General features: G+C 72.3%; 19 protein-coding genes. 16 read left to right on the top strand and 3 right to left on the bottom strand.

All coding sequences use genetic code 11. The features are described 5' to 3' along the window. Positions 1 to 83: 83 nt before the first annotated feature. On the bottom strand, positions 84 to 3,629 hold the full coding sequence (dnaE, locus tag CYQ11_RS07630) for a DNA polymerase III subunit alpha (RefSeq protein ID WP_099197372.1): 3,546 nt from the start codon (positions 3,627 to 3,629) through the stop codon (positions 84 to 86). Positions 3,630 to 3,810: 181 nt separating this feature from the next. Between dnaE and CYQ11_RS07625 the strand changes: the two genes are divergently transcribed. From CYQ11_RS07625 to CYQ11_RS07600, 6 genes are all read left to right on the top strand, one after another. Further along, on the top strand, positions 3,811 to 5,136 hold the full coding sequence (locus CYQ11_RS07625; protein WP_099197371.1) for a DUF2252 domain-containing protein: 1,326 nt from the start codon (positions 3,811 to 3,813) through the stop codon (positions 5,134 to 5,136). 46 nt (positions 5,137 to 5,182) lie between these two features. Further along, positions 5,183 to 5,836: a hypothetical protein gene (locus CYQ11_RS07620; RefSeq protein WP_240003075.1), complete on the top strand. Its 654-nt coding sequence runs from the start codon at positions 5,183 to 5,185 to the stop codon at positions 5,834 to 5,836. 61 nt (positions 5,837 to 5,897) lie between these two features. Further along, on the top strand, positions 5,898 to 6,734 hold the full coding sequence (locus CYQ11_RS07615) for a thioredoxin domain-containing protein (RefSeq protein ID WP_099197369.1): 837 nt from the start codon (positions 5,898 to 5,900) through the stop codon (positions 6,732 to 6,734). A gap of 119 nt (positions 6,735 to 6,853) precedes the next feature. Beyond that, a complete protein-coding gene (locus tag CYQ11_RS07610) occupies positions 6,854 to 7,543 on the top strand; it encodes a hypothetical protein (protein WP_099197368.1) in 690 nt (229 codons plus the stop codon). 59 nt (positions 7,544 to 7,602) lie between these two features. Beyond that, a complete protein-coding gene (locus tag CYQ11_RS07605) occupies positions 7,603 to 8,460 on the top strand; it encodes a thioredoxin domain-containing protein (RefSeq protein WP_099197367.1) in 858 nt (285 codons plus the stop codon). Between the two features lie 131 nt (positions 8,461 to 8,591). After that, complete coding sequence (locus CYQ11_RS07600; RefSeq protein WP_099197366.1) at positions 8,592 to 10,262, top strand: alkaline phosphatase D family protein; 1,671 nt, start codon at positions 8,592 to 8,594, stop codon at positions 10,260 to 10,262. Positions 10,263 to 10,378: 116 nt separating this feature from the next. Here the strand turns inward: CYQ11_RS07600 and CYQ11_RS07595 are convergent, their stop codons facing one another. Continuing rightward, complete coding sequence (locus CYQ11_RS07595) at positions 10,379 to 10,927, bottom strand: DoxX family protein (protein ID WP_099197365.1); 549 nt, start codon at positions 10,925 to 10,927, stop codon at positions 10,379 to 10,381. A 191-nt stretch (positions 10,928 to 11,118) separates the two neighbouring features. Continuing rightward, positions 11,119 to 11,751: a TIGR03085 family metal-binding protein gene (locus tag CYQ11_RS07590; protein ID WP_099197364.1), complete on the bottom strand. Its 633-nt coding sequence runs from the start codon at positions 11,749 to 11,751 to the stop codon at positions 11,119 to 11,121. A gap of 130 nt (positions 11,752 to 11,881) precedes the next feature. Between CYQ11_RS07590 and hisI the strand changes: the two genes are divergently transcribed. The 10 genes from hisI (at position 11,882) to CYQ11_RS07540 (ending at position 19,922) form a co-directional block, all read left to right on the top strand. Continuing rightward, entirely contained in the window at positions 11,882 to 12,250 is a 369-nt protein-coding gene (gene hisI / locus CYQ11_RS07585) for a phosphoribosyl-AMP cyclohydrolase (protein WP_099197363.1), read from the top strand. Positions 12,251 to 12,259: 9 nt separating this feature from the next. Beyond that, a complete protein-coding gene (locus tag CYQ11_RS07580) occupies positions 12,260 to 13,840 on the top strand; it encodes an anthranilate synthase component I (RefSeq protein ID WP_240003074.1) in 1,581 nt (526 codons plus the stop codon). A gap of 73 nt (positions 13,841 to 13,913) precedes the next feature. Beyond that, on the top strand, positions 13,914 to 14,567 hold the full coding sequence (locus CYQ11_RS07575; RefSeq protein ID WP_099197361.1) for a TIGR02234 family membrane protein: 654 nt from the start codon (positions 13,914 to 13,916) through the stop codon (positions 14,565 to 14,567). A 179-nt stretch (positions 14,568 to 14,746) separates the two neighbouring features. Further along, positions 14,747 to 14,977 (top strand): HGxxPAAW family protein, encoded by a 231-nt coding sequence (locus CYQ11_RS07570; RefSeq protein ID WP_099197360.1) that lies wholly within the window; start codon positions 14,747 to 14,749, stop codon positions 14,975 to 14,977. 98 nt (positions 14,978 to 15,075) lie between these two features. After that, positions 15,076 to 15,531: a DUF2752 domain-containing protein gene (locus CYQ11_RS07565; protein ID WP_099197359.1), complete on the top strand. Its 456-nt coding sequence runs from the start codon at positions 15,076 to 15,078 to the stop codon at positions 15,529 to 15,531. Positions 15,532 to 15,688: 157 nt separating this feature from the next. Further along, entirely contained in the window at positions 15,689 to 16,498 is an 810-nt protein-coding gene (gene trpC, locus CYQ11_RS07560) for an indole-3-glycerol phosphate synthase TrpC (protein ID WP_099197358.1), read from the top strand. Positions 16,499 to 16,563: 65 nt separating this feature from the next. Continuing rightward, a complete protein-coding gene (gene trpM / locus CYQ11_RS30875; RefSeq protein ID WP_398779653.1) occupies positions 16,564 to 16,728 on the top strand; it encodes a tryptophan biosynthesis modulator TrpM in 165 nt (54 codons plus the stop codon). Positions 16,729 to 16,831: 103 nt separating this feature from the next. Further along, positions 16,832 to 18,076, top strand: coding sequence for a tryptophan synthase subunit beta (gene trpB, locus CYQ11_RS07550; protein WP_099197356.1), 1,245 nt, complete (start codon positions 16,832 to 16,834; stop codon positions 18,074 to 18,076). Further along, the gene (trpA, locus tag CYQ11_RS07545) at positions 18,076 to 18,891 is read left to right on the top strand and encodes a tryptophan synthase subunit alpha (protein WP_099197355.1); all 816 of its coding nucleotides are present in this window, start codon (positions 18,076 to 18,078) and stop codon (positions 18,889 to 18,891) included. The genes trpB and trpA overlap by 1 nt, the downstream gene beginning before the upstream one ends. A 65-nt stretch (positions 18,892 to 18,956) precedes the next feature. Continuing rightward, positions 18,957 to 19,922 (top strand): DsbA family protein, encoded by a 966-nt coding sequence (locus CYQ11_RS07540; RefSeq protein WP_099197469.1) that lies wholly within the window; start codon positions 18,957 to 18,959, stop codon positions 19,920 to 19,922. The last annotated feature ends 76 nt before the right edge of the window (positions 19,923 to 19,998 follow it).

Below are 19,998 nucleotides of genomic sequence, written 5' to 3'. Positions count from 1 at the left end.
CTCCGACGCCTTCTCGGACGTTCTTAGGTGATTTACCCCTTGTATTCCCAGGGGGAGGCGTCGTGTTCCCCCGGGGTCCGGCGTCAGCCCGCCAGGCAGGACGGGCCGAGGAGCACCTTCAGGTCACCGAAGAGCGCCGGGTCGGGCGTGACCCGGTGCCGGTCCAGGCGCAGCACGGTCGTCTTGCGCGCCCCCTGGAGCTTGATGCGGACCTCGGTGGCGCCCTTGTGGTGGCTGAGCACCTGTCCGAGCTTCTCCACCAGCGGCGGGGTGACCTTCACCGTGGGGATGGTGATGACCACCGGCGCGTTGGTGCCGGCGTTGGACAGGTCGGGGACCATCAGCTCCATGGCGACCAGGCGGGGGACGTCCTCGCGCTTGTCGAGCCGGCCCTTGACGAAGACGACGGCGTCCTCGACGAGCTGGGTGGAGACCAGCTGGTAGGTGGCGGGGAAGAACATGCAGTCGATGGAGCCCGCCAGGTCCTCCACGGTGGCGATGGCCCAGGCGTTGCCCTGCTTGGTCATCTTGCGCTGGAGGCCGGAGATGATGCCGCCGATGGTCACGATCGCGCCGTCGGCGTGCTCACCACCGGTGAGCTGGGAGATCGCGGCGTCGGCCTTGTCGTTGAGCACGTGCTCGATGCCGAAGAGCGGATGGTCGGACACATAGAGCCCGAGCATCTCCCGCTCCTGGGCGAGCAGGTAGGACTTCTCCCACTCGACGTCGGAGAACTCGACGTCGAGCCCGAAGCCCGGCCCCTCGTCGGCGCTCTCGTCGTCCATGCCGCCGAAGAGGTCGAACTGCCCCTCGGCCTCCTTGCGCTTGACCTGCACCACGTTGTCGATCATCGGTTCGTAGTGCGCGGTGAGGCCCTTGCGGGTGTGGCCCATCTCGTCGAAGGCGCCGGCCTTGATCAGCGATTCGACGGTGCGCTTGTTGCAGACCACCGCCTCGACCTTGTCGAGGAAGTCGGGGAAGGAGGAGTACTTCCCCTTGGACTTGCGGCAGCGGATGATCGAGTCGACGACGTTCTGGCCGACGTTGCGCACGGCGGTGAGGCCGAAGAGGATCACGTCGTCACCCTGGGCGGCGAAGTTGGCCTCGGACTCGTTGACGTTCGGCGGGAGCACCTTGATGCCCATGCGGCGGCATTCGTTGAGGTAGATCGCCGACTTGTCCTTGTCGTCGCGCACCGAGGTGAGGAGCGCGGACATGTACTCGGCGGGGTAGTTCGCCTTGAGGTAGGCGGTCCAGTACGAGACCAGGCCGTACGCGGCCGAGTGGGCCTTGTTGAAGGCGTAGCCGGCGAAGGGCACCAGCACGTCCCACAGGGCCTGGATGGCCTCGTCGGAGAAGCCCTTCTTCTGCGCGCCCTCCTTGAAGAAGACGAAGTTCTTCGCCAGCTCGTCGGGCTTCTTCTTGCCCATGACGCGGCGGAGGATGTCGGCCTCGCCGAGCGAGTAGCCGGCGACGATCTGCGCGGCCTTCTGGACCTGCTCCTGGTAGACGATCAGACCGTAGGTGACGCCGAGGACCTCTTCGAGCGGTTCCTTCAGCTCGGGGTGGATCGGGGTGATCTCCTGCTGGCCGTTCTTGCGCAGCGCGTAGTTCGTGTGCGAGTTCATGCCCATCGGGCCCGGCCGGTACAGGGCGGACACGGCGGAGATGTCTTCGAAGTTGTCGGGCTTCATCAGCCGCAGCAGGGACCGCATGGGTCCGCCGTCGAACTGGAAGACGCCGAGGGTGTCGCCGCGCTGGAGCAGCTCGAAGGTCGTGGGGTCGTCGAGCGGCAGGCTCAGGAGATCGATGTCGATCCCCTTGTTGGCCTTCACCATCTTGACGGCGTCGTCCATGATCGTGAGGTTGCGCAGGCCCAGGAAGTCCATCTTCAGCAGGCCGAGCGACTCACAGCTCGGATAGTCCCACTGCGTGATGGTCACGCCGTCGGAGTGCCGGACCCAGACCGGGACGTGGTCGGTGATCGTCTCGCTGGACATGATCACGCCGGCCGCGTGCACACCCATCTGCCGGACCAGGCCCTCGACGCCGCGCGCGGTGTCGATGACCTTCTTCACGTCCGGCTCGTTCTCGTACATCCCCCGGACCTCACCGGCCTCGCTGTAGCGCGGGTGGTTCGGGTCGGTGATGCCGGAGAGCGGGATGCCCTTGCCGAGGACGTCGGCGGGCATGGCCTTGGTGATGCGGTCGCCCATGGCGTAGGGGTAGCCGAGGACCCGGGCCGAGTCCTTGATCGCGTTCTTGGCCTTGATGGTGCCGTAGGTGCCGATCATGGCGACCTTGTCCTGGCCGTACTTCTCGGTGACGTACCGGATCACCTCGGCGCGCCGGCGCTCGTCGAAGTCGATGTCGACGTCGGGCATCGAGATGCGCTCGGGGTTGAGGAACCGCTCGAAGATCAGGCCGTGCGGGATGGGGTCGAGGTCGGTGATGCCGAGGGCGTACGCCACGATCGAGCCGGCCGCGGAGCCTCGGCCCGGGCCGACGGCGATGCCCTGCTTCTTGGCCCACATGATGAAGTCGGCGACCACGAGGAAGTAGCCCGGGAAGCCCATCGAGATGATGGTGTCCATCTCGTACTCGACCTGGCGCATCCGGTCCTCGGGGATGCCGCCGGGGAACCGGCGGGCCATGCCGCGCATGGTCTCCTCGCGGAACCAGGTGACCTCGGTGTAGCCCTCCGGGATGTCGAACTTGGGCATCAGGTTCTTGGCCTTGAACATGCCCTCGGTGCTGACCTGCTCCGCGACCAGGCGGGTGTTCGCGCAGCCCTGCTGCCAGGCGTCCGAGGAGTCGACGGCGTACATCTCCTCCGTGGACTTGAGGTAGTAGCCGGAGCCGTCGAACTTGAAGCGGTCGGGGTCGGAGAGGTTCTTGCCGGTCTGGATGCACAGCAGGGCGTCGTGGGCCTCGGCCTCGTGCGCGTAGGTGTAGTGGGAGTCGTTGGTGACCAGCGGCGGGATGCCGAGCTTCTTGCCGATCTCCAGCAGGTCCTCGCGGACCCGGCGCTCGATCTCGATGCCGTGGTCCATCAGCTCCAGGAAGTAGCGGTCCTTGCCGAAGATGTCCTGGTACTCGGAGGCGGACTTCAGGGCCTCGTCGAACTGGCCGAGGCGCAGGCGCGTCTGGAGCTCGCCGGAGGGGCAGCCGGTGGAGGCGATCAGGCCCTCCGACCACTGGGCGATGGTCTCCTTGTCCATGCGCGGCCACTTCGTCAGCCAGCCCTCCTTGTACGCGTCGGAGGACAGCCGGAAGAGGTTGTGCAGGCCCGTCGCGTCGGCCGCCCAGATGGTCTTGTGGGTGTAACCGCCGGAGCCGGAGACGTCGTCGCGCTTCTGGTGCGGCTGGCCCCACTGGATGCGCCGCTTGTTGCGGCGGGACTCGGGCGCGACGTACGCCTCGATGCCGATGATCGGCGTGACGCCGGCCTTCTGGGCCTGGTGGAAGAAGTCGTAGGCGCCGTGGAGGTTGCCGTGGTCGGACATGGCGATGTGTGTCATGCCCATCTCATTGCAGGCATTGAACATGTCCTTGAGCCGCGCGGCACCGTCCAGCAGGGAGTACTGGGTGTGGACGTGCAGGTGCGTGAAGGGCGGCTTGGTGGCCACGGTGGGAGACCTCCGGCGGGAGTGGGCGGCGGGGCGGACGGGACTGTTTTGAAGGTTACCGGCCCCCACCGACAGCCGCGGGCACGCGCCGGTAGCCTCACGCGTTGAGGACGGCAGCACAGACGTTCGTCCCATGACCTCCCCCGGCCACCACCGGGGGTGCCCCAAGGAGGACCCCGCGATGGCGCTCGAGCACGACCGGTCCGCGCAGCGCGGCGAGGAGATCCTCGCCGTCTTCGACACCGCCTTCGGTGAGCTGCTCGCGGCCGACCCCGCCGCCTTCCGCGTCAAGTTCCGGAAGATGGCCGCCTCCGCCTTCGCCTTCTACCGGGGCACCGCCTGCCTCTTCTACGCGGACCTCCAGCACGAGCGCGACGCCGGCCCGTACCTGGACGAGCGGACCGGCCGGGTGTGGATCCACGGCGATCTGCACGCCGAGAACTTCGGCACGTACATGGACGCCAACGGCCGCCTCGTCTTCAACGTCAACGACTTCGACGAGGCCTACGTCGGGCCCTTCACCTGGGACCTCAAGCGCTTCGCCGCCTCCGTCGCCCTGATCGGCTACACCAAGGCGCTGAGCGACGAGAAGATCACGGAGCTGGTGCGGACCTACGCGGCCGCCTACCGCGAGCGGATCCACGCCCTCGCCACCGGCGCCCAGGACGACGACCTGCCGCCCTTCACCCTGGACACCGCCGACGGCCCGCTGCTGGACGCGCTGCGCGAGGCCCGCGCCCAGACCCGCTTCGGGCTGCTCGCCACGATGACGGAGATCCGGGACTTCGAGCGGCGCTTCCTGGAGGACGGCGGCGCCGTCGAGCTGGACGCGGCCACCCGCTACAAGATCCTCGCGGCCTTCGACGGCTATCTGGAGACCCTGCCCGACACCAGCCTGACCCGCCCCGACTCCTACCGCGTCAAGGACGTCGTCGGCCGCCGCGGCGTCGGCATCGGCAGCGCCGGGCTGCCCTCGTACAACATCCTCCTGGAGGGCAACAGCGACGCCCTCGAGAACGACGTCGTCATCTACATGAAGCAGGGGCAGACCCCGGCGGTCTCCCGGCACATCACCGATCCCGCCGTGCGCGGCTACTTCCAGCACGAGGGCCACCGCACGGTGATCTCCCAGCGGGCCCTCCAGGCGCACGCCGACCCGTGGCTGGGCTGGACCGAGCTGGACGGGGCCGGGCAGCTGGTCGCCGAGGTCTCGCCCTACGCCGTCGACCTGGACTGGTCGGACATCGACGACCCGGCGCAGATCGCCGCCGTCGTCGCCGACCTGGGCCGGGCCACCGCCACGATGCACGCGGCCGCCGACGACCAGAGCGGGCACTCGCTGGTGCCGTTCTCCACCGAGCGGGCCATCGACGCCGTGATCGCCGCCGACGAGGAGGGCTTCGCGGACCTGCTGGTGGACTTCGCCCACACCTACGGCGCCCGGGCCCGCGCGGACCACCAGATCTTCGTGGACCTCTTCCGCAACGGCAGGATCCCCGGCCTCTAGGGTCCCCGGACTCCGGGCGGCTCTTAGGCACGGCTTATCACGGGGCATGACAGACTCCACCCTCATGGACATATCGGCGGCACGGCTGCGGGCACTGCGCGCGGCGCTGTTCTCAGCGCTGTGCGTCCTGCTGTCCGCCGCGTCCCACGTGCTGCTGTCCGGGCGGCCCCTGCCCGGCCCCGCCGTGGCCGCCGCCTCGGCCGCCGTCTTCGTCCTCGCCTACGCCCTGGCGGGCGCCGAGCGCGGCTACGGGCGCATCGCCGCCCTGCTGGTTCCCCTGGAGCTGGCCTCCTGCGCGCTCTTCACCGCCGGGCAGGACACCTGTTACGGCTCCGGCGGCCGACCGTCCGCCGGAGCCCTGACCTGGCTGTGCAGCGGCAGCGTGGGGCAGCCCCTCGCCGGGCTCGCCGCGCCCGGCACCGCGCCGTGGCTGGTGCTCGCCGGGCACGTCGTGACCGGCCTGCTGGCCGCCCTCTGGCTGCGGCGCGGCGAGGCGGCGCTGGGCAGGCTGCTGCGCGCGGCCGCCGCCGTGGCCTTCCGGCCGCTGCTGCTGGCCGCCGCCACGCTCACGGCCGGCGGACGGGTGCGCGGGCGGGCGGCCGTACGCGTCCCGAACGGCACACGCCCGGCCCGGCCGCTGCCGCCGTTCCTGCACTCCGTGGTGCGGCGCGGCCCGCCCGCCCTGCCCGCCGCCGGCTGACGGAGGCCGGCGGGCGACGACGGACGACGACACGGAACACGCACCACGGAGAAGCACCACCATGAGCAAGCGCAACAACTGGGAGCACAAGCAGTCGGCCCGCGAGCGGCTGCGCGCCGAACGGGACCGGCAGGCGAAGAAGGAGAAGACCCGCCGCCAGCTCCTCGTCGGCGGGGCGGTCGTCGCCGTCCTCGCGGTCGTGGGCGGCATAGCCGTGGCCGCGACCCAGCTGGGCGGCGACGACGCCACCGACGCCTCCTGGAAGGCGGCGAAGGACAAGACGCTCGTCAAGCCGGCCCACACCGGCGGCGACAAGGGCCTGGAGGTCGTGGTCGGCAAGCAGGACGCCAAGCACACCCTGGAGATCTACCAGGACATGCGCTGCCCGGTCTGCTCCGTCTTCGAGCAGAACGTCGGGGACACCGTCGACAAGGACGTCAAGGACGGCAAGTACAAGGTCGCGTACCACATCGGCACGTTCCTCGACCGCAACCCGGCGATCAAGGGCAACGGCTCGAAGAACGCGCTCAGCGCCCTCGGGGCCGCCCTGAACGTCGGCCCGGACGCCTTCGCCGCCTATAACAAGGCGCTCTACGCCAAGGCGAACCACCCCGACGAGACCAAGGACACCTTCGCGAAGGACGACGTCCTGCTGAAGATCGCTCAGCAGGTCCCGGCCCTGAAGGACAACGCCGACTTCGAGAAGAACGTCAAGGACGGCACGTTCGACAAGTGGGCGCTGGAGATGTCCGACGCCTTCGACGACGCCAAGGACGTCACCGGCACCCCCACCATCAAGCTGGACGGCCAGAAGCTCACCGTCGACACCCCGAACGGCAAGGGCGCCCCGATGGTGGCGGAGCAGTTCAACACGGCCGTGGGCCAGATCCTGAAGTAACCCGGGCCACGCGGCCGGCCGGCGGGCCGGCCGGCCGCGAACCGGGACGAACCCCCGTCCCTTCGCCGATACCGAAACTTGACACGACACTCAAGGCCGGTCGTGGCACACTTCGGGCCATGGAGGGGACGGGAGTTCGGTTCAGGACGGTGCGCGCCGCGCTGTTCACCGCGCTCTGCGTCACCCTGTCCGCGGCCTCCCACGTGCTGCTCTCCCGGGCGCCGCTGCCGCTGTCCACGGTCACCGTGCTGTCGGGCGCGTTCTTCGCGCTCTCCTACGCGCTGGCCGGCCGGGAGCGCGGCTACTGGCCCATCGCCACGCTGCTCGTCCCCCTGGAACTGTCCGCCGACACCGTCTTCACCACTGGCCAGCACGCCTGTTACGGCCAGGCCGGTGGCCCGGTCGCGGGCCCGCTGCGCTCGATGGGCGTCGACCTGGTCTGCGGGGGCGGGGACTTCGGCACCCCGCTGGCCCGGATGGCCGGCCCCGCCGGCTCCGGCCACATGACGGACGGCGTCGCCGGGCACTCCGCCACCCCCTGGCTGCTGCTGGCCGCCCACGTGGCGGTCGGCCTGCTGGCCGCCGCCTGGCTGCGCCGCGGCGAGGTCGCGCTGTTCCGGCTGCTGCGCGCGGTGGCCTCGCTGGCCTTCCGGCCGCTGCTGCCGCTCGTCGCCGCGCTGGCCGCGCACGCCCGCCCCGCCCGCCCGCCCGTGCGGCCGGTGCGGGACACCCTCTCGGCCCGCGTGCTGCCCCTGCTCGTCCACTCCGTCGTACGGCGGGGACCGCCCCCGTGCCCGGCGAGCGCCTGAGCGCCCGCCCAGCACGCACCGGTCACCAGCCCTCACCTTCCTCACGCGGAGAAGACGTCATGAGCAACCGCAACAACCCGCAGAACAAGGCCGCCGCCCGCGAACGACTGCGCGCCGAGCGCGAACGGCAGGCGAAGAAGGACAAGCTCCGCCGCCAGCTCCTGGTCGGCGGAGGCGCCCTGGCCGTCCTCGCGGCCGCCGTCGGCATCGGCGTGGTCGTCTCCAACGCCACCAACGGCAGCAAGAACACCAAGGTCAGCAGCGAGGACTGGGAGGCGGCCGCCAAGAAGACGGAGTTCAAGCAGCCCGCCAACAGCACCGGCGACAAGGGCACCACGGTCGTCATGGGCAAGCAGGACGCCAAGAACACCCTTGAGGTCTTCGAGGACATGCGCTGCCCGGTCTGCTCGGACTTCGAGCAGAACGCCGGGGAAACCGTCCTCAAGGACGTCAAGGACGGCAAGTACAAGGTGCAGTACAAGATCGGCACCTTCCTCGACCGCAACCCCATGATCAAGGGTTCGGGCTCGAAGAACGCGCTGAGCGCGCTGGGCGCGGCCCTCAACGTCGGCCCGGACGCGTTCCTCGACTACAAGAAGGCGCTGTTCGCCGCCAAGAACCACCCCAACGAGCAGGACGACGCCTTCTCCGACGACGAGAAGCTCATCGGCATCGCCCAGCAGGTCAAGGCGCTCAAGGGCAACTCCGCGTTCGAGAAGGACGTGAAGGACGGCACGTTCGACAAGTGGGCGCTGGAGATGTCCGACGCCTTCGACAAGGTCGTGGGCCAGGGCAAGGACATCCAGGGCACGCCGGGCTTCAAGCTCGACGGCAAGGTGCTGGCGGACGAGCAGGGCCGCACCCCCAGGACGGGCGAGCAGTTCACCGCCCTGGTCGACAAGGCGCTGGGCAAGTGACGACCGCGGTGACCGGGAGGTAACCGGCGGGCGGCCGTCGCCGACGGCGGGCCCAAGGGCGGACGAACAGTCGGTGTCGTGTCCGCCCTGGGGCTTACCCGTGGTTTTACCGGCCAGTAAAGTGACGGCCCGTGACCTCTCACGACATATCACGCCGCACTGCCGTCACGGCCGCCGCCGCGACCGCGACCGCCGCGCTGCTCCCGCTGGCCGCACCGACCACGGCACACGCCGACTCCGTCCCGTCCGGGGCCGGTTCACCGGCCACCGGCCAGGGGACCGCCTTCCTGCACGGCGTCGCCTCCGGAGACCCGCTGCCCGACGGCGTCCTGCTGTGGACCCGCGTCACCCCGAGCCCCGACGCCGTCCCCGGCTCCGGGCTCGGGGCCGCCGTCGAGGTCGGCTGGGAGGTGGCCGAGGACGCCGCCTTCGCCCGCGTCACGGCCCGGGGCAAGGTGACGGCGACGGCGGCCGCCGACCACACCGTCAAGGCGGACGTCCGCGGACTCCGCCCGGCCACGGAGTACTTCTTCCGCTTCTCCGCCGGCGAGGCGGCGTCCCCCGTGGGCCGTACGCGCACAGCCCCCGCCCACGGCGAGGCCACCGCGGGCGTCCGCTTCGGCGTCGTCTCGTGCGCCAACTGGGAGTCGGGCTGGTTCTCCACGTACCGTCACCTCGCGGCCCGCCGCGACCTGGACGCGGTGCTGCACCTCGGCGACTACATCTACGAGTACAAGTCCGGCGAGTACCCGGCCGCCACGTACGTCGTGCGGCCCCACGCCCCCCAACACGAGATCACGACGCTGGCCGACTACCGCACCCGGCACGGCCACTACAAGACGGACGCCGACCTGCAGGCCCTGCACCACGCCCACCCCGTCATAGCCATCTGGGACGACCACGAGTTCGCCAACGACGCCTGGGCCGGGGGCGCCGAGAACCACACCCCGGGCGAGGAGGGCGACTGGTCCGCCCGCATGGCGGCGGCCAAGCAGGCCTACTTCGAGTGGATGCCCGTGCGCCCCTCCGTCGAGGGCACCACCTACCGGCGGCTGCGCTTCGGCAAGCTCGCCGACCTCCACCTCCTGGACCTCAGATCCTTCCGCTCCCAGCAGGTCAAGCCCGGCAGCGGCAAGGTGGACGACCCGGAGCGCACGATCACCGGCCGGGCCCAGCTGGACTGGCTCAAGGACGGCCTGGCGGGCTCCGACACCACCTGGCGGTTCGTCGGCACCTCGGTGATGATCTCCCCGGTGGCCTTCGGGTCCCTGCCCGCGCACCTCCTGGAGCCCCTCGCCAAGCTGCTGGGACTGCCGGCGGGCGGCATCGCGGTCAACACCGACCAGTGGGACGGCTACACGGACGACCGCCGCGAGCTGATCGGCCACCTCGTCGACCGCGGCATCCGCAACACGGTCTTCCTCACCGGCGACATCCACATGGCCTGGGCCAACGACGTGCCGAAGCAGGCCGCGACGTACCCGCTGTCGCCGTCGGTCGCCACGGAGTTCGTGGTCACCTCCGTGACCGCGGACAACCTGGACGACATCCTGCACGTGGCGCCCCACACCGTCTCGCTCGCCGCGGTGGCGGCCCTGAAGGCCGCCAACCGCCACGCGAAGTGGATCGACATGGACTCGCACGGGTACGGCGTGCTGGACGTGACCGCGGAGCGGGCGCAGATGGACTACTACGTGCTGTCGGACAAGCGGGACGCGAAGGCGACGGCGTCCTGGGCCCGCTCGTACCGGACGCTGTCGGGCACGCAGAAGGTGGAGCGGGTGGACGCCCCCGTCCGCTGACGCGGGGTCCTTCCCCCTGACCCACCCTCACGACACCCCGCCTGGTGGGCGGGTCCGGCAGCAGCCGGCCCCGCCCACCAGGCGAAGCCCGCAACCGAGCCTGTCCGCGGCCCCGCCTACGTGCGGACCAGCAGGAACACCGCCCCCACCACGCACGCCAGGGCGATCGCCGCCACCCCGTAGGCCAGCCGGTGCCCGCGCAGCCCCGGCACGAAGCGGTCCACCGCGAACTCTCCCGGCCCCGTCAGGGCCAGGGCCGCGGCGCCCACCGCGACCAGAAGGGTGAACTCGACGCCCTTGGGCAGCAGGAAGCCGCCCTCCCACGTCACGCCCAGCGCGTTGATCATCGTCCCCAGCACCGCCGCCGCGGCCAGCGGCGTCAGGAAGCCGAGGAAGAGCCCCGCCCCGCCCAGCGTCTCGCTGAGACCCGCGACGACGGCCATCGCCCGGGGCGCCGGATAGCCGTACAGCTGGAAGAACTTCGCCGTCCCGTCGAGCCCGGGCCCGTCCCACCAGCCGAACAGCTTCTGCGTGCCGTGCGCCATCATGATGACGCCGAGCATCATGCGCAGCAGCAGGAGTCCCAGGGAGCAGCCGGCCGGCAGGGTCCGGTACGCGACCCCGCCCCTCCCGGCGAGCACGTCGTTCCTGCTCCGGAAAGCCATGATCGGCACCTTCCTCCGTGTGGGCGTCCGGCCCGCCCTCCAGTGTCGCCCCGCCCGGTCCCGCCCGCCACGACAACCGGGCGCGGCCCGGTGCGCCCCGAGTGCGCCGAGACGTCCCGGGACCCGCCCTCCGGGCGCACGGCGCTCCTTCGCGAAAACGCCCCGGAGGGTGCCTGGAGGGCGTCGCCTCCCTAGATCCCCAGCTCGCCCGCCTTCAGTTTGGCGATCGCCGTGTCCTCGCCGTCCAGGTCCACCCGCGCGGTCGCCGTGCGGCCGAAGGCGAACAGCGTCAGCTCGCCCGGCTCCCCGGTGACCGTCACCACCGGCACGCCCTTGCGGGCCACGGCCGTCCGGCCGTCCGGCCGCCGCAGCACCAGGCCCACCGGCGCCCTGCGGCCGAGCAGCCGCGCGCTCCGCTCCAGCCGGCTCCACAGCGCGTCCGCGAAGACCGGGTCGATCTCGCGCGGCGTCCACTCCGGCTGTGCCCGGCGCACGTCCTCGGTGTGGACGTAGAACTCGACCGTGTTGGCCGCCTCGTCGACCTGCTTGAGGGCGAACGGCGACAGCCGCGGCGGACCGGTGCGGACGAGCCGGACCAGCTCCTCGTACGGCTTGGCCGCGAACTCCGCCTGCACGCGCTCCAGGCGGGCGGCCAGCGGCTTGAAGACGACTCCGGCGGCCGCGTCCGACCGCCTCTCCCGCACCACCACGTGGGCGGCCAGGTCCCGGGCCCGCCAGCCCTCGCAGAGTGTGGGGGCGTCCGGGCCCACCGTCTCCAACAGGTCGGCGAGAAGCAGGCGTTCGCGCTGCGCGTGGGTCGACATGCCGCCACCCTACGACCGGGGGCTCGACGGGCGCCACGGTGACCCTACGGCGGCGTGTTGGCGTACCCGGCCGCCACCGGGCGTAGCCGTGGCGCGCACCGCGCGGCGGGCGGGGAGGCAGAATGGGGGTATGACCGGCAACGCCCGACCCCTCTCCGGACTCGACCCCGCCATCGCCGCCCGGCTCAAGCGGAGCGTCGACGGACTGGTCCCCGCCATCGCCCAGCAGTACGACACCGGCGAAGTGCTCATGCTCGGCTGGATGGACGACGAGGCCCTCCACCGCACCCTCACCAGCGGCCGCTGCACCTACTGGAGCCGCAGCCGCGAGGAGTACTGGGTCAAGGGCGAGACCTCCGGCCACGCCCAGCACGTCAAGTCCGTCGCCCTCGACTGCGACGCCGACGCCCTCCTGGTCAAGGTCGACCAGGTCGGGCCCGCCTGCCACACGGGCACCCGCACCTGCTTCGACGCCGACGTGCTGCCGCTGGGCCAGTAGGCTCCGGCCATGGCTGCCACGACCGCATCTGTGCCCGCACCCCAGGGCAACCACGGGGACGTCGTCCCCGACGCCGACACCTTCCGCAGGCTCGCGAAGGACCGCAGGGTCATTCCGGTCACCCGGCGCTTCCTCGCCGACGGCGACACGCCGGTGGGCCTCTACCGCAAGCTCGCCGCCGAGCGCCCGGGCACCTTCCTCCTGGAGTCCGCGGAGAACGGCCGCACGTGGTCCCGGTACTCCTTCGTCGGCGTCCGCAGCGCCGCCGGCCTGACCGTGCGCGACGGCCAGGCCCACTGGCTCGGCACCCCGCCCGTCGGGGTCCCCACCGACGGCGACCCGCTCGCCGCCCTGCGCGCCACCGTGGCGGCCCTGCACACCCCGCGCGACCTGCTGGAGGGCGCCGGGCTGCCGCCCTTCACCGGCGGCATGGTCGGCTACCTCGGCTACGACGTCGTCCGCCGCCTGGAGAAGATCGGCGAGCACCCCGGCGGACCCGGCGACGACAGCCTGGACCTGCCCGAGCTGACGATGCTGCTCACCTCGGACCTCGCCGTCCTCGACCACTGGAACGGCACCGTCCTGCTGATCGCCAACGCGATCAACCACAACGACCTGGACACCGGCGTCGACGAGGCCTACGCCGACGCCGTCGCCCGCCTCGACGCCATGACCGCCGACCTCCGCCGGCCGGTGCCCACCGACCCCACCGCCCTGCCGCCCTCCGAGCTGCCGGAGTACACCGCCCGCTGGGGCGGGAGCGACTTCATGGCCGCCGTCGAGGACATCAAGGAGCGCATCCGCGCGGGCGAGGCCTTCCAGGTCGTGCCCTCGCAGCGCTTCGAGACGCCCTGCGCCGCCTCGGCGCTGGACGTCTACCGCGTGCTGCGGGCCACCAACCCCAGCCCGTACATGTACCTGTTCCGCTTCCCCCACGGGGAAAGCGGGGCGTTCGACGTCGTCGGCTCCAGTCCCGAGGCCCTGGTCAAGGTCGAGGACGGGCGGGCCATGGTGCACCCCATCGCCGGCACCCGGCCCCGCGGCGCCACCCCGCAGGCCGACGCCCAGCTCGCCGAGGAACTGCTCGCCGACCCCAAGGAGCGCGCCGAGCACCTGATGCTCGTCGACCTCGGCCGCAACGACCTCGGCCGGGTCTGCGAGCCCGGCAGCGTCGAGGTCGTCGACTTCATGTCCGTCGAGCGCTACAGCCACGTGATGCACATCGTCTCCACGGTCACCGGCCGGCTGGCCCCCGGACGCACCGCCTTCGACGTGCTCACCGCCTGCTTCCCCGCCGGCACCCTGTCCGGCGCGCCCAAGCCGCGCGCCATGCAGATCATCGAGGAGCTGGAGCCCGCCCGCCGGGGCCTGTACGGGGGCTGCGTCGGCTACCTCGACTTCGCCGGGGACTCCGACACGGCCATCGCCATCCGCACCGCCGTGCTGCGCGACGGCACCGCCTACGTCCAGGCGGGCGCCGGCGTCGTCGCCGACTCGGACCCGGCCGCCGAGGACGCCGAATGCCGCAACAAGGCCGCCGCCGTGCTGCGCGCGGTGCACGCGGCGGGCCGCCTCACCTCCCGGGGCTGACGCTTGCGCCGGCCGGGGGCCCCGCGGCACCCCCGGCCGCGCGGAGCACCGGCGACAAGGGATAGTGGTATCCGTGAGCGCAGCCGTACCCCACCCCCGCACCCACGCCGAGCCCACCCCCCGCGAGGACCGCGGCGGCCGGCGCAGCGTCGCCGCCGCCCTGCTCCTGGGCGCCGCCGGCGCCGCGCTCGTCCTGCTCTCCGGCGGCCGCACCTGGTCCGAGGGCACCGCCGCCGACGTCGCGCAGGCCTCCGCCGTCCAGCACGCCAGCGGACAGGACGTCACGGCCCTGCCCGGCGCCCTCGCCATCGTGGGACTCGCCGCGCTCGTCGCCGTCTTCGCCGTCCGCCGCGCCGGCCGCCTGGTCGTCGCCGGGCTGCTGGCGCTGAGCGGCGCCGGCGTCGTCGCCTCCGCCGTCACCGCCCTCTCCGACACCGCCGCGCTGGAGGAGAAGGCCGCCAAGGCCTCCGGGCTCACCCGCGCCGGCGTGGAGGGCGTCACCCACACCGCCTGGCCGTGGGTCGCCGTCGCCGGCGGCGTGCTGCTGCTGCTCGCCGGGCTGCTCGCCCTGCGCCACGGCCGCGACTGGCCCGCCATGTCCGGCCGGTACGAGCGCGACGGCGCCCCCCGCCCCCGCCCCCGCACGGCCCCCGACCCGGACCGCCCCGAGGAGCTGTGGAAGGCCCTCGACCGCGGCGAGGACCCCACCGGCGGCCCCGGCCGATGACGGCCCCCGGCGCGCCCGGCCGCGCCCCCGCGCCGCCGGCCGTGCCACGGCAGGGGCCACCGGCGACGACACCGCCGGTGACACGCCAACCCCGGGCGCACGGCGGCCCGGCAGGTCGGGGACAATGACCCGGAGATCTCCGCGCCGGCAGGCGCGATACAGCAACGAGGAGTCAACTCATGTCGGCTAACAGCCACGGACACACTCCGGCCGCCTGGACCGGTGTGACCATCGCCTTCATCGGCTTCTGCGTCGCCGGCGCGTTCGTCGTGATGGCGAAGCCCGCCGGCTTCCTGGCGGGGATGGCCGTGGTCGTCCTCGGCGGTGTCGTCGGTGGCGTCATGCGCATGATGGGCTACGGCATGGTCCCCAAGCGCGGTACGCAGCCGCAGCCCCAGAGCCAGAGCTGACCGCTCCCGCTCCCGCCCGAGGCGCGGCCCGGGCCCGTACGCACCCCGTGCGCCGGCCCTGAGCTGCGCCTTCGTGCTTTCCGGCGGAAACTGGCGACGTGAGGGACCACGTACGCGCCGAAGCCGTCGGCGGCCCGCCGCGGGCGGCGTCCACGTCCACGGCCCGCCGCCTGGCCGCGCCCCTGGGGGTGGCGGCCGGTGTGGGCGCCGCCGTGGCCTGGGTCGCCGCCGTCGACCCGGGCCGGCCCGGCCACTACCCCGTGTGCCCGCTGCTGAGCTGGACGGGTCTGTACTGCCCCGGCTGCGGCGGGCTGCGCGGCCTCCACGCGCTGGCCCACGGCGATCCGGTCGCCGCCCTGGGGGCGAACGCGCTCGCCGTCGCCGCCTACGCGGCCTTCGCCGTGCTGTGGGTCCGCTGGCTCGTCGCGGCGGTGCGGACGGGAGGGGGCATGCCCGTCGTTCCACGGGCGAGGCACTGGTGGCTGCTGGGCGGGATTCTGTTCGTCTTCACCGTCGTGCGGAACCTGCCTCTCGGGGCGGCGCTCGTCCCCTGAGCCCCGCCGGTCACCTACTCGCGGGTATGCGGGACGCGGCCCGCGTCAACCGGATGCGAAACCTTCGCCGTCCGGCAAGTACCATCGCAGGTGCCTGGTGAGGTCGTATCGTGCCGCACCAGCCCAGACCAGCCGAGTCCGGAAGGGGGCCGCTCGCGTGAGTGTGCTCGACGAGATCATCGACGGAGTCCGTGCCGACCTCGCGGAGCGGCAGGCGCGCGTCAGCCTCGACGAGCTCAAGGAGCGCGCGGCCAAGGCCCCGCAGGCCAGGGACGGGGCCGCCGCCCTGCGCGGCGAGAACGTCAGCGTGATCTGCGAGGTCAAGCGCTCCAGCCCGTCCAAGGGCGCCCTCGCCGCGATCGCCGACCCGGCCGGGCTCGCCGCCGACTACGAGGCCGGCGGCGCGGCCGTCATCAGCGTGCTGACCGAGCAGCGCCGCTTCGGCGGCTCGCTCGCCGACCTCGAAGCCGTCCGCGCCAAGGTCGACATCCCGATCCTCCGCAAGGACTTCATCGTCACGGCCTACCAGCTGTGGGAGGCCCGCGCCTACGGCGCCGACCTCGCCCTGCTGATCGTCGCCGCCCTGGAGCAGGAGGCCCTCGTCTCCCTCATCGAGCGGGCCGAGTCCATCGGGCTCACCCCCCTCGTCGAGGTGCACGACGAGGAGGAGGTCCAGCGCGCGGTGGACGCCGGCGCCCGCATCATCGGCGTCAACGCCCGCAACCTCAAGACCCTCGAAGTCGACCGGGACACCTTCGCCCGCGTCGCCCCCGAGATCCCCGACGGCATCGTCAAGATCGCCGAGTCCGGTGTGCGCGGCCCGCACGACCTCATCGCCTACGCCAACGAGGGCGCCGACGCCGTGCTGGTCGGCGAGTCCCTGGTCACCGGCCGCGACCCCAAGGGCGCCGTGGCCGACCTCGTCGCGGCGGGCGCGCACCCGGCCCTGCGGCACGGGCGGAGCTGACCCCCCCCGTGAGCGGCCGCCGCACCTCCGCCACGGAGCCGGGCGCCCGCCCGGCTCCCGCCGGGGTGCCCGCGGCCCAGGGCCCCCACGCGCGCTGGGCGCGTGGATGCCGCCCGCGTGGATGCCGCGCGCCGGCGCGGCGCGTGCGCGGCCGCCGGGTGCGGTATCACATCGGCTGTGAGCCGGGGCAGATCAACGGGCGCCGATGGCGCGGGGCGGTAGTGCTCTAGCCACGTCGCCACGACCGGGTGCGGCGCCCGTCCCGCGGGTGCCCGCGGCGGGTTCCTCCGCCGTGCGTCCACCCGGCGCCCACATCTGCATAGGAGTACGTCAGTGACCTCTGACTTCTTCGTCCCCGACCCCGAAGGCCAGGTGCCGAGCGCCGAAGGCTACTTCGGCGCGTTCGGCGGCAAGTTCATCCCCGAGGCCCTCGTCGCCGCCGTCGACGAGGTCGCGGCCGAGTACGAGAAGGCCAAGGCGGACCCCGCCTTCGCCGCCGAGCTGGGCGACCTGATGGTCAACTACACCGGGCGGCCCAGCGCCCTCACCGAGGTGTCGCGCTTCGCCGAACACGCGGGCGGAGCCCGGGTGTTCCTCAAGCGCGAGGACCTCAACCACACCGGCTCGCACAAGATCAACAACGTGCTGGGCCAGGCGCTGCTCACCAGGCGCATGGGCAAGACCCGCGTCATCGCCGAGACCGGCGCCGGCCAGCACGGCGTCGCCACGGCCACCGCCTGCGCGCTCTTCGGCCTGGAGTGCACCATCTACATGGGCGAGGTCGACACCCAGCGCCAGGCGCTCAACGTCGCCCGCATGCGCATGCTCGGCGCCGAGGTCATCGCCGTGAAGTCCGGCAGCCGCACGCTGAAGGACGCCATCAACGAGGCGTTCCGCGACTGGGTCGCCAACGTCGACCGCACCCACTACCTCTTCGGCACGGTCGCGGGCCCGCACCCCTTCCCGGCGCTCGTCCGCGACTTCCACCGCGTCATCGGCGTCGAGGCCCGCCGCCAGATCCTGGAGCGCGCCGGCCGGCTGCCGGACGCGGCGGTGGCCTGCGTCGGCGGCGGCTCCAACGCCATCGGCCTCTTCCACGCCTTCCTCCCGGACGCCGGCGTCCGGCTGGTGGGCTGCGAGCCCGGCGGCCACGGCGTCGCCAGCGGCGAGCACGCCGCCACCCTCACCGAGGGCACCCCGGGCATCCTGCACGGCTCCCGGTCGTACGTCCTCCAGGACGAGGACGGCCAGATCACCGAGCCCTACTCGATCTCGGCGGGCCTGGACTACCCCGGCATCGGCCCCGAGCACTCGTACCTGAAGGACATCGGCCGCGCCGAGTACCGGGCCGTCACCGACGACGAGGCCATGCAGGCCCTGCGGCTGCTCTCGCGCACCGAGGGCATCATCCCGGCCATCGAGAGCGCCCACGCACTCGCCGGAGCGCTTCAGGTCGGCCGGGAGCTGGGCGAGGACGGCCTGCTCCTGGTGAACCTCTCCGGGCGGGGAGACAAGGACATGGACACGGCGGCCCGCTACTTCGGGCTGTACGACAACGACACGGCGGGGGAGAAGTAATGGCGGGCAACATCGAGCTGCTCGGCTCCGTCCTGGCCGCGGCCAAGGCCGAGAACCGTGCCGCCCTCGTCGGCTACCTCCCCGCCGGCTTCCCGACCGTCGACGACGGCGTACGGGCCGTCACCGCGATGCTCGACGGCGGCTGCGACGTCGTCGAGGTCGGCCTGCCCCACAGTGACCCCGTCCTGGACGGCCCGGTCATCCAGACCGCCGACGACATCGCCCTGCGCGGCGGCGTCCGGATCGCCGACGTGATCCGCACGGTCAGGGAGGCCCACGAGATCACGGGTGCGCCCGTGCTGTGCATGACGTACTGGAACCCCGTGGACCACTACGGCGTCGAGCGGTTCGCCGCCGACCTCGCCGCCGCCGGGGGAGCGGGCTGCATCCTGCCCGACCTGCCGGTCGAGGAGTCCGAGGTGTGGCGCAAGGCCGCCGAACAGCACGGCCTGGCGACGGTGTTCGTGGTCGCGCCGAGCAGCCGCGACGAGCGCCTCGCCAAGATCACCGCGGCGGGCAGCGGCTTCGTCTACGCCGCCTCCCTGATGGGTGTGACGGGCACCCGCGAGTCGGTGGGCGACGAGGCCAAGGACCTGGTCCGCCGCACCCGCGCCGTGACGTCGCTGCCGGTGTGCGTCGGCCTCGGCGTCTCCAACGCCGTACAGGCGGCCGAGGTCGCCCAGTTCGCCGACGGCGTCATCGTCGGCTCGGCCTTCGTCAAGCGCCTGCTGGAGGCGCCCGACCTGGAGAGCGGCCTCGCCGCGGTCCGCACCCTCGCGGGTGAGCTGGCGGAGGGTGTGCGCCAGCGCGCGTAACTCTTTTGAAGGAAACGACGGCCGGGGGCGCGCTGGGGCGCGCCCCCGGTTCGTTGTACGGGGACGTGAGCCAGAAGAACAGCGAGGGAAAGCGCAGCGCCCGCGAGCGGCTGCACGAACAGCGCCAGAAGGAGGAGGCCCGCGCCAAGCGCAAGCGGACTCTGATCGCGGCCGTCGTGGTGGTGGCGGTCCTCGGTGTCGGCGGCGGAGTCGCGGCCCTGGTGGCCAGCACCAACCACGCCAAGGACAACAAGCAGCACGCCACCGGTCCGCTCGTCGCCCCCCAGGGCGCCATCGGCAAGGACAACCTCGCCGTCCCGGTGGGCGGCTCCGGAGCCAAGGCGACGCTCGTCGTCTACGAGGACTTCCGCTGCCCCGGCTGTGGCATGTTCGAAAACGGCTACCGGGACACGATCCACGACCTGGAGGACAAGGGCCAGCTCAAGGCCGAGTACCACCTGGTCACCCTGATCGACAAGAACCTCGGCGGCTCCGGCTCCGTCAACGCCGCGAACGCGGCGGCGTGCGCGCAGGACGCGGGCAAGTTCCGCGCGTACCACGACGAGCTCTACAAGAACCAGCCGCCGGAGACGGACGACGCGTTCGCCAAGAAGGACCGCCTGCTGACGCTGGCGGACAAGGTCGCCGGCCTGAACACCGCGTCCTTCAAGAAGTGCGTCGAGGAGGGCACGCACGACAGCTGGGTCCACAAGTCCCAGGAGGCGTTCAGCACGTCCGGCTACCGCGCCACACCGACGGTCCTGCTGGGCGGCAAGAGCATCTACGGCGACCCGGCGAACCCGCTGACCCCGGAGAAGTTCCGCAAGATGGTGGCGGACGCCCAGAAGGGCGGCGGCGCGGGGAAGGGCAGCGGAGCGCCGGGGGAGACGGGCGTGGGGAAGGGCGCGGCGTCGCCGAGCGGGGCCGTCCCGAGCGGACTTGTGCCGAGCGCGCCGGAGAAGGGCGCGGCGGAGAAGGGCGCAGCGGCGTCGAGCGCACCGGCGATGGGCGGTGCGCGGGAACGGGGGTGAGGGCGAGGCCGGCTGAGGCCTCGCCCTCTTCGGGGGCGGGATGGCCGAGTGCCGTCCCTGCCAACAAGGGTTGAAA

Origin of the sequence: Streptomyces cinnamoneus, assembly GCF_002939475.1 — a bacterium.
GTDB lineage: Bacteria > Actinomycetota > Actinomycetes > Streptomycetales > Streptomycetaceae > Streptomyces > Streptomyces cinnamoneus_A.
The sequence above is the reverse complement of the archived record's forward strand: the minus strand, read 5'-3'. Positions and strand labels throughout refer to the sequence as shown.

Bases quoted from the DNA above. Each gene is read 5' to 3' on its own strand.
- CYQ11_RS07605 (WP_099197367.1), top strand. From the start codon at position 7,603: ATGAGCAACCGCAACAACCCGCAGAACAAGGCCGCCGCCCGCGAACGA.
- CYQ11_RS07625 (WP_099197371.1), top strand. From the start codon at position 3,811: ATGGCGCTCGAGCACGACCGGTCCGCGCAGCGCGGCGAGGAGATCCTC.
- CYQ11_RS07570 (WP_099197360.1), top strand. From the start codon at position 14,747: ATGTCGGCTAACAGCCACGGACACACTCCGGCCGCCTGGACCGGTGTG.
- trpA (WP_099197355.1), top strand. From the start codon at position 18,076: ATGGCGGGCAACATCGAGCTGCTCGGCTCCGTCCTGGCCGCGGCCAAG.
- CYQ11_RS07615 (WP_099197369.1), top strand. From the start codon at position 5,898: ATGAGCAAGCGCAACAACTGGGAGCACAAGCAGTCGGCCCGCGAGCGG.
- CYQ11_RS07580 (WP_240003074.1), top strand. From the start codon at position 12,260: ATGGCTGCCACGACCGCATCTGTGCCCGCACCCCAGGGCAACCACGGG.
- CYQ11_RS07590 (WP_099197364.1), bottom strand. From the start codon at position 11,751: ATGTCGACCCACGCGCAGCGCGAACGCCTGCTTCTCGCCGACCTGTTG.
- CYQ11_RS07610 (WP_099197368.1), top strand. From the start codon at position 6,854: ATGGAGGGGACGGGAGTTCGGTTCAGGACGGTGCGCGCCGCGCTGTTC.
- CYQ11_RS07595 (WP_099197365.1), bottom strand. From the start codon at position 10,927: ATGGCTTTCCGGAGCAGGAACGACGTGCTCGCCGGGAGGGGCGGGGTC.
- hisI (WP_099197363.1), top strand. From the start codon at position 11,882: ATGACCGGCAACGCCCGACCCCTCTCCGGACTCGACCCCGCCATCGCC.
- CYQ11_RS07620 (WP_240003075.1), top strand. From the start codon at position 5,183: ATGACAGACTCCACCCTCATGGACATATCGGCGGCACGGCTGCGGGCA.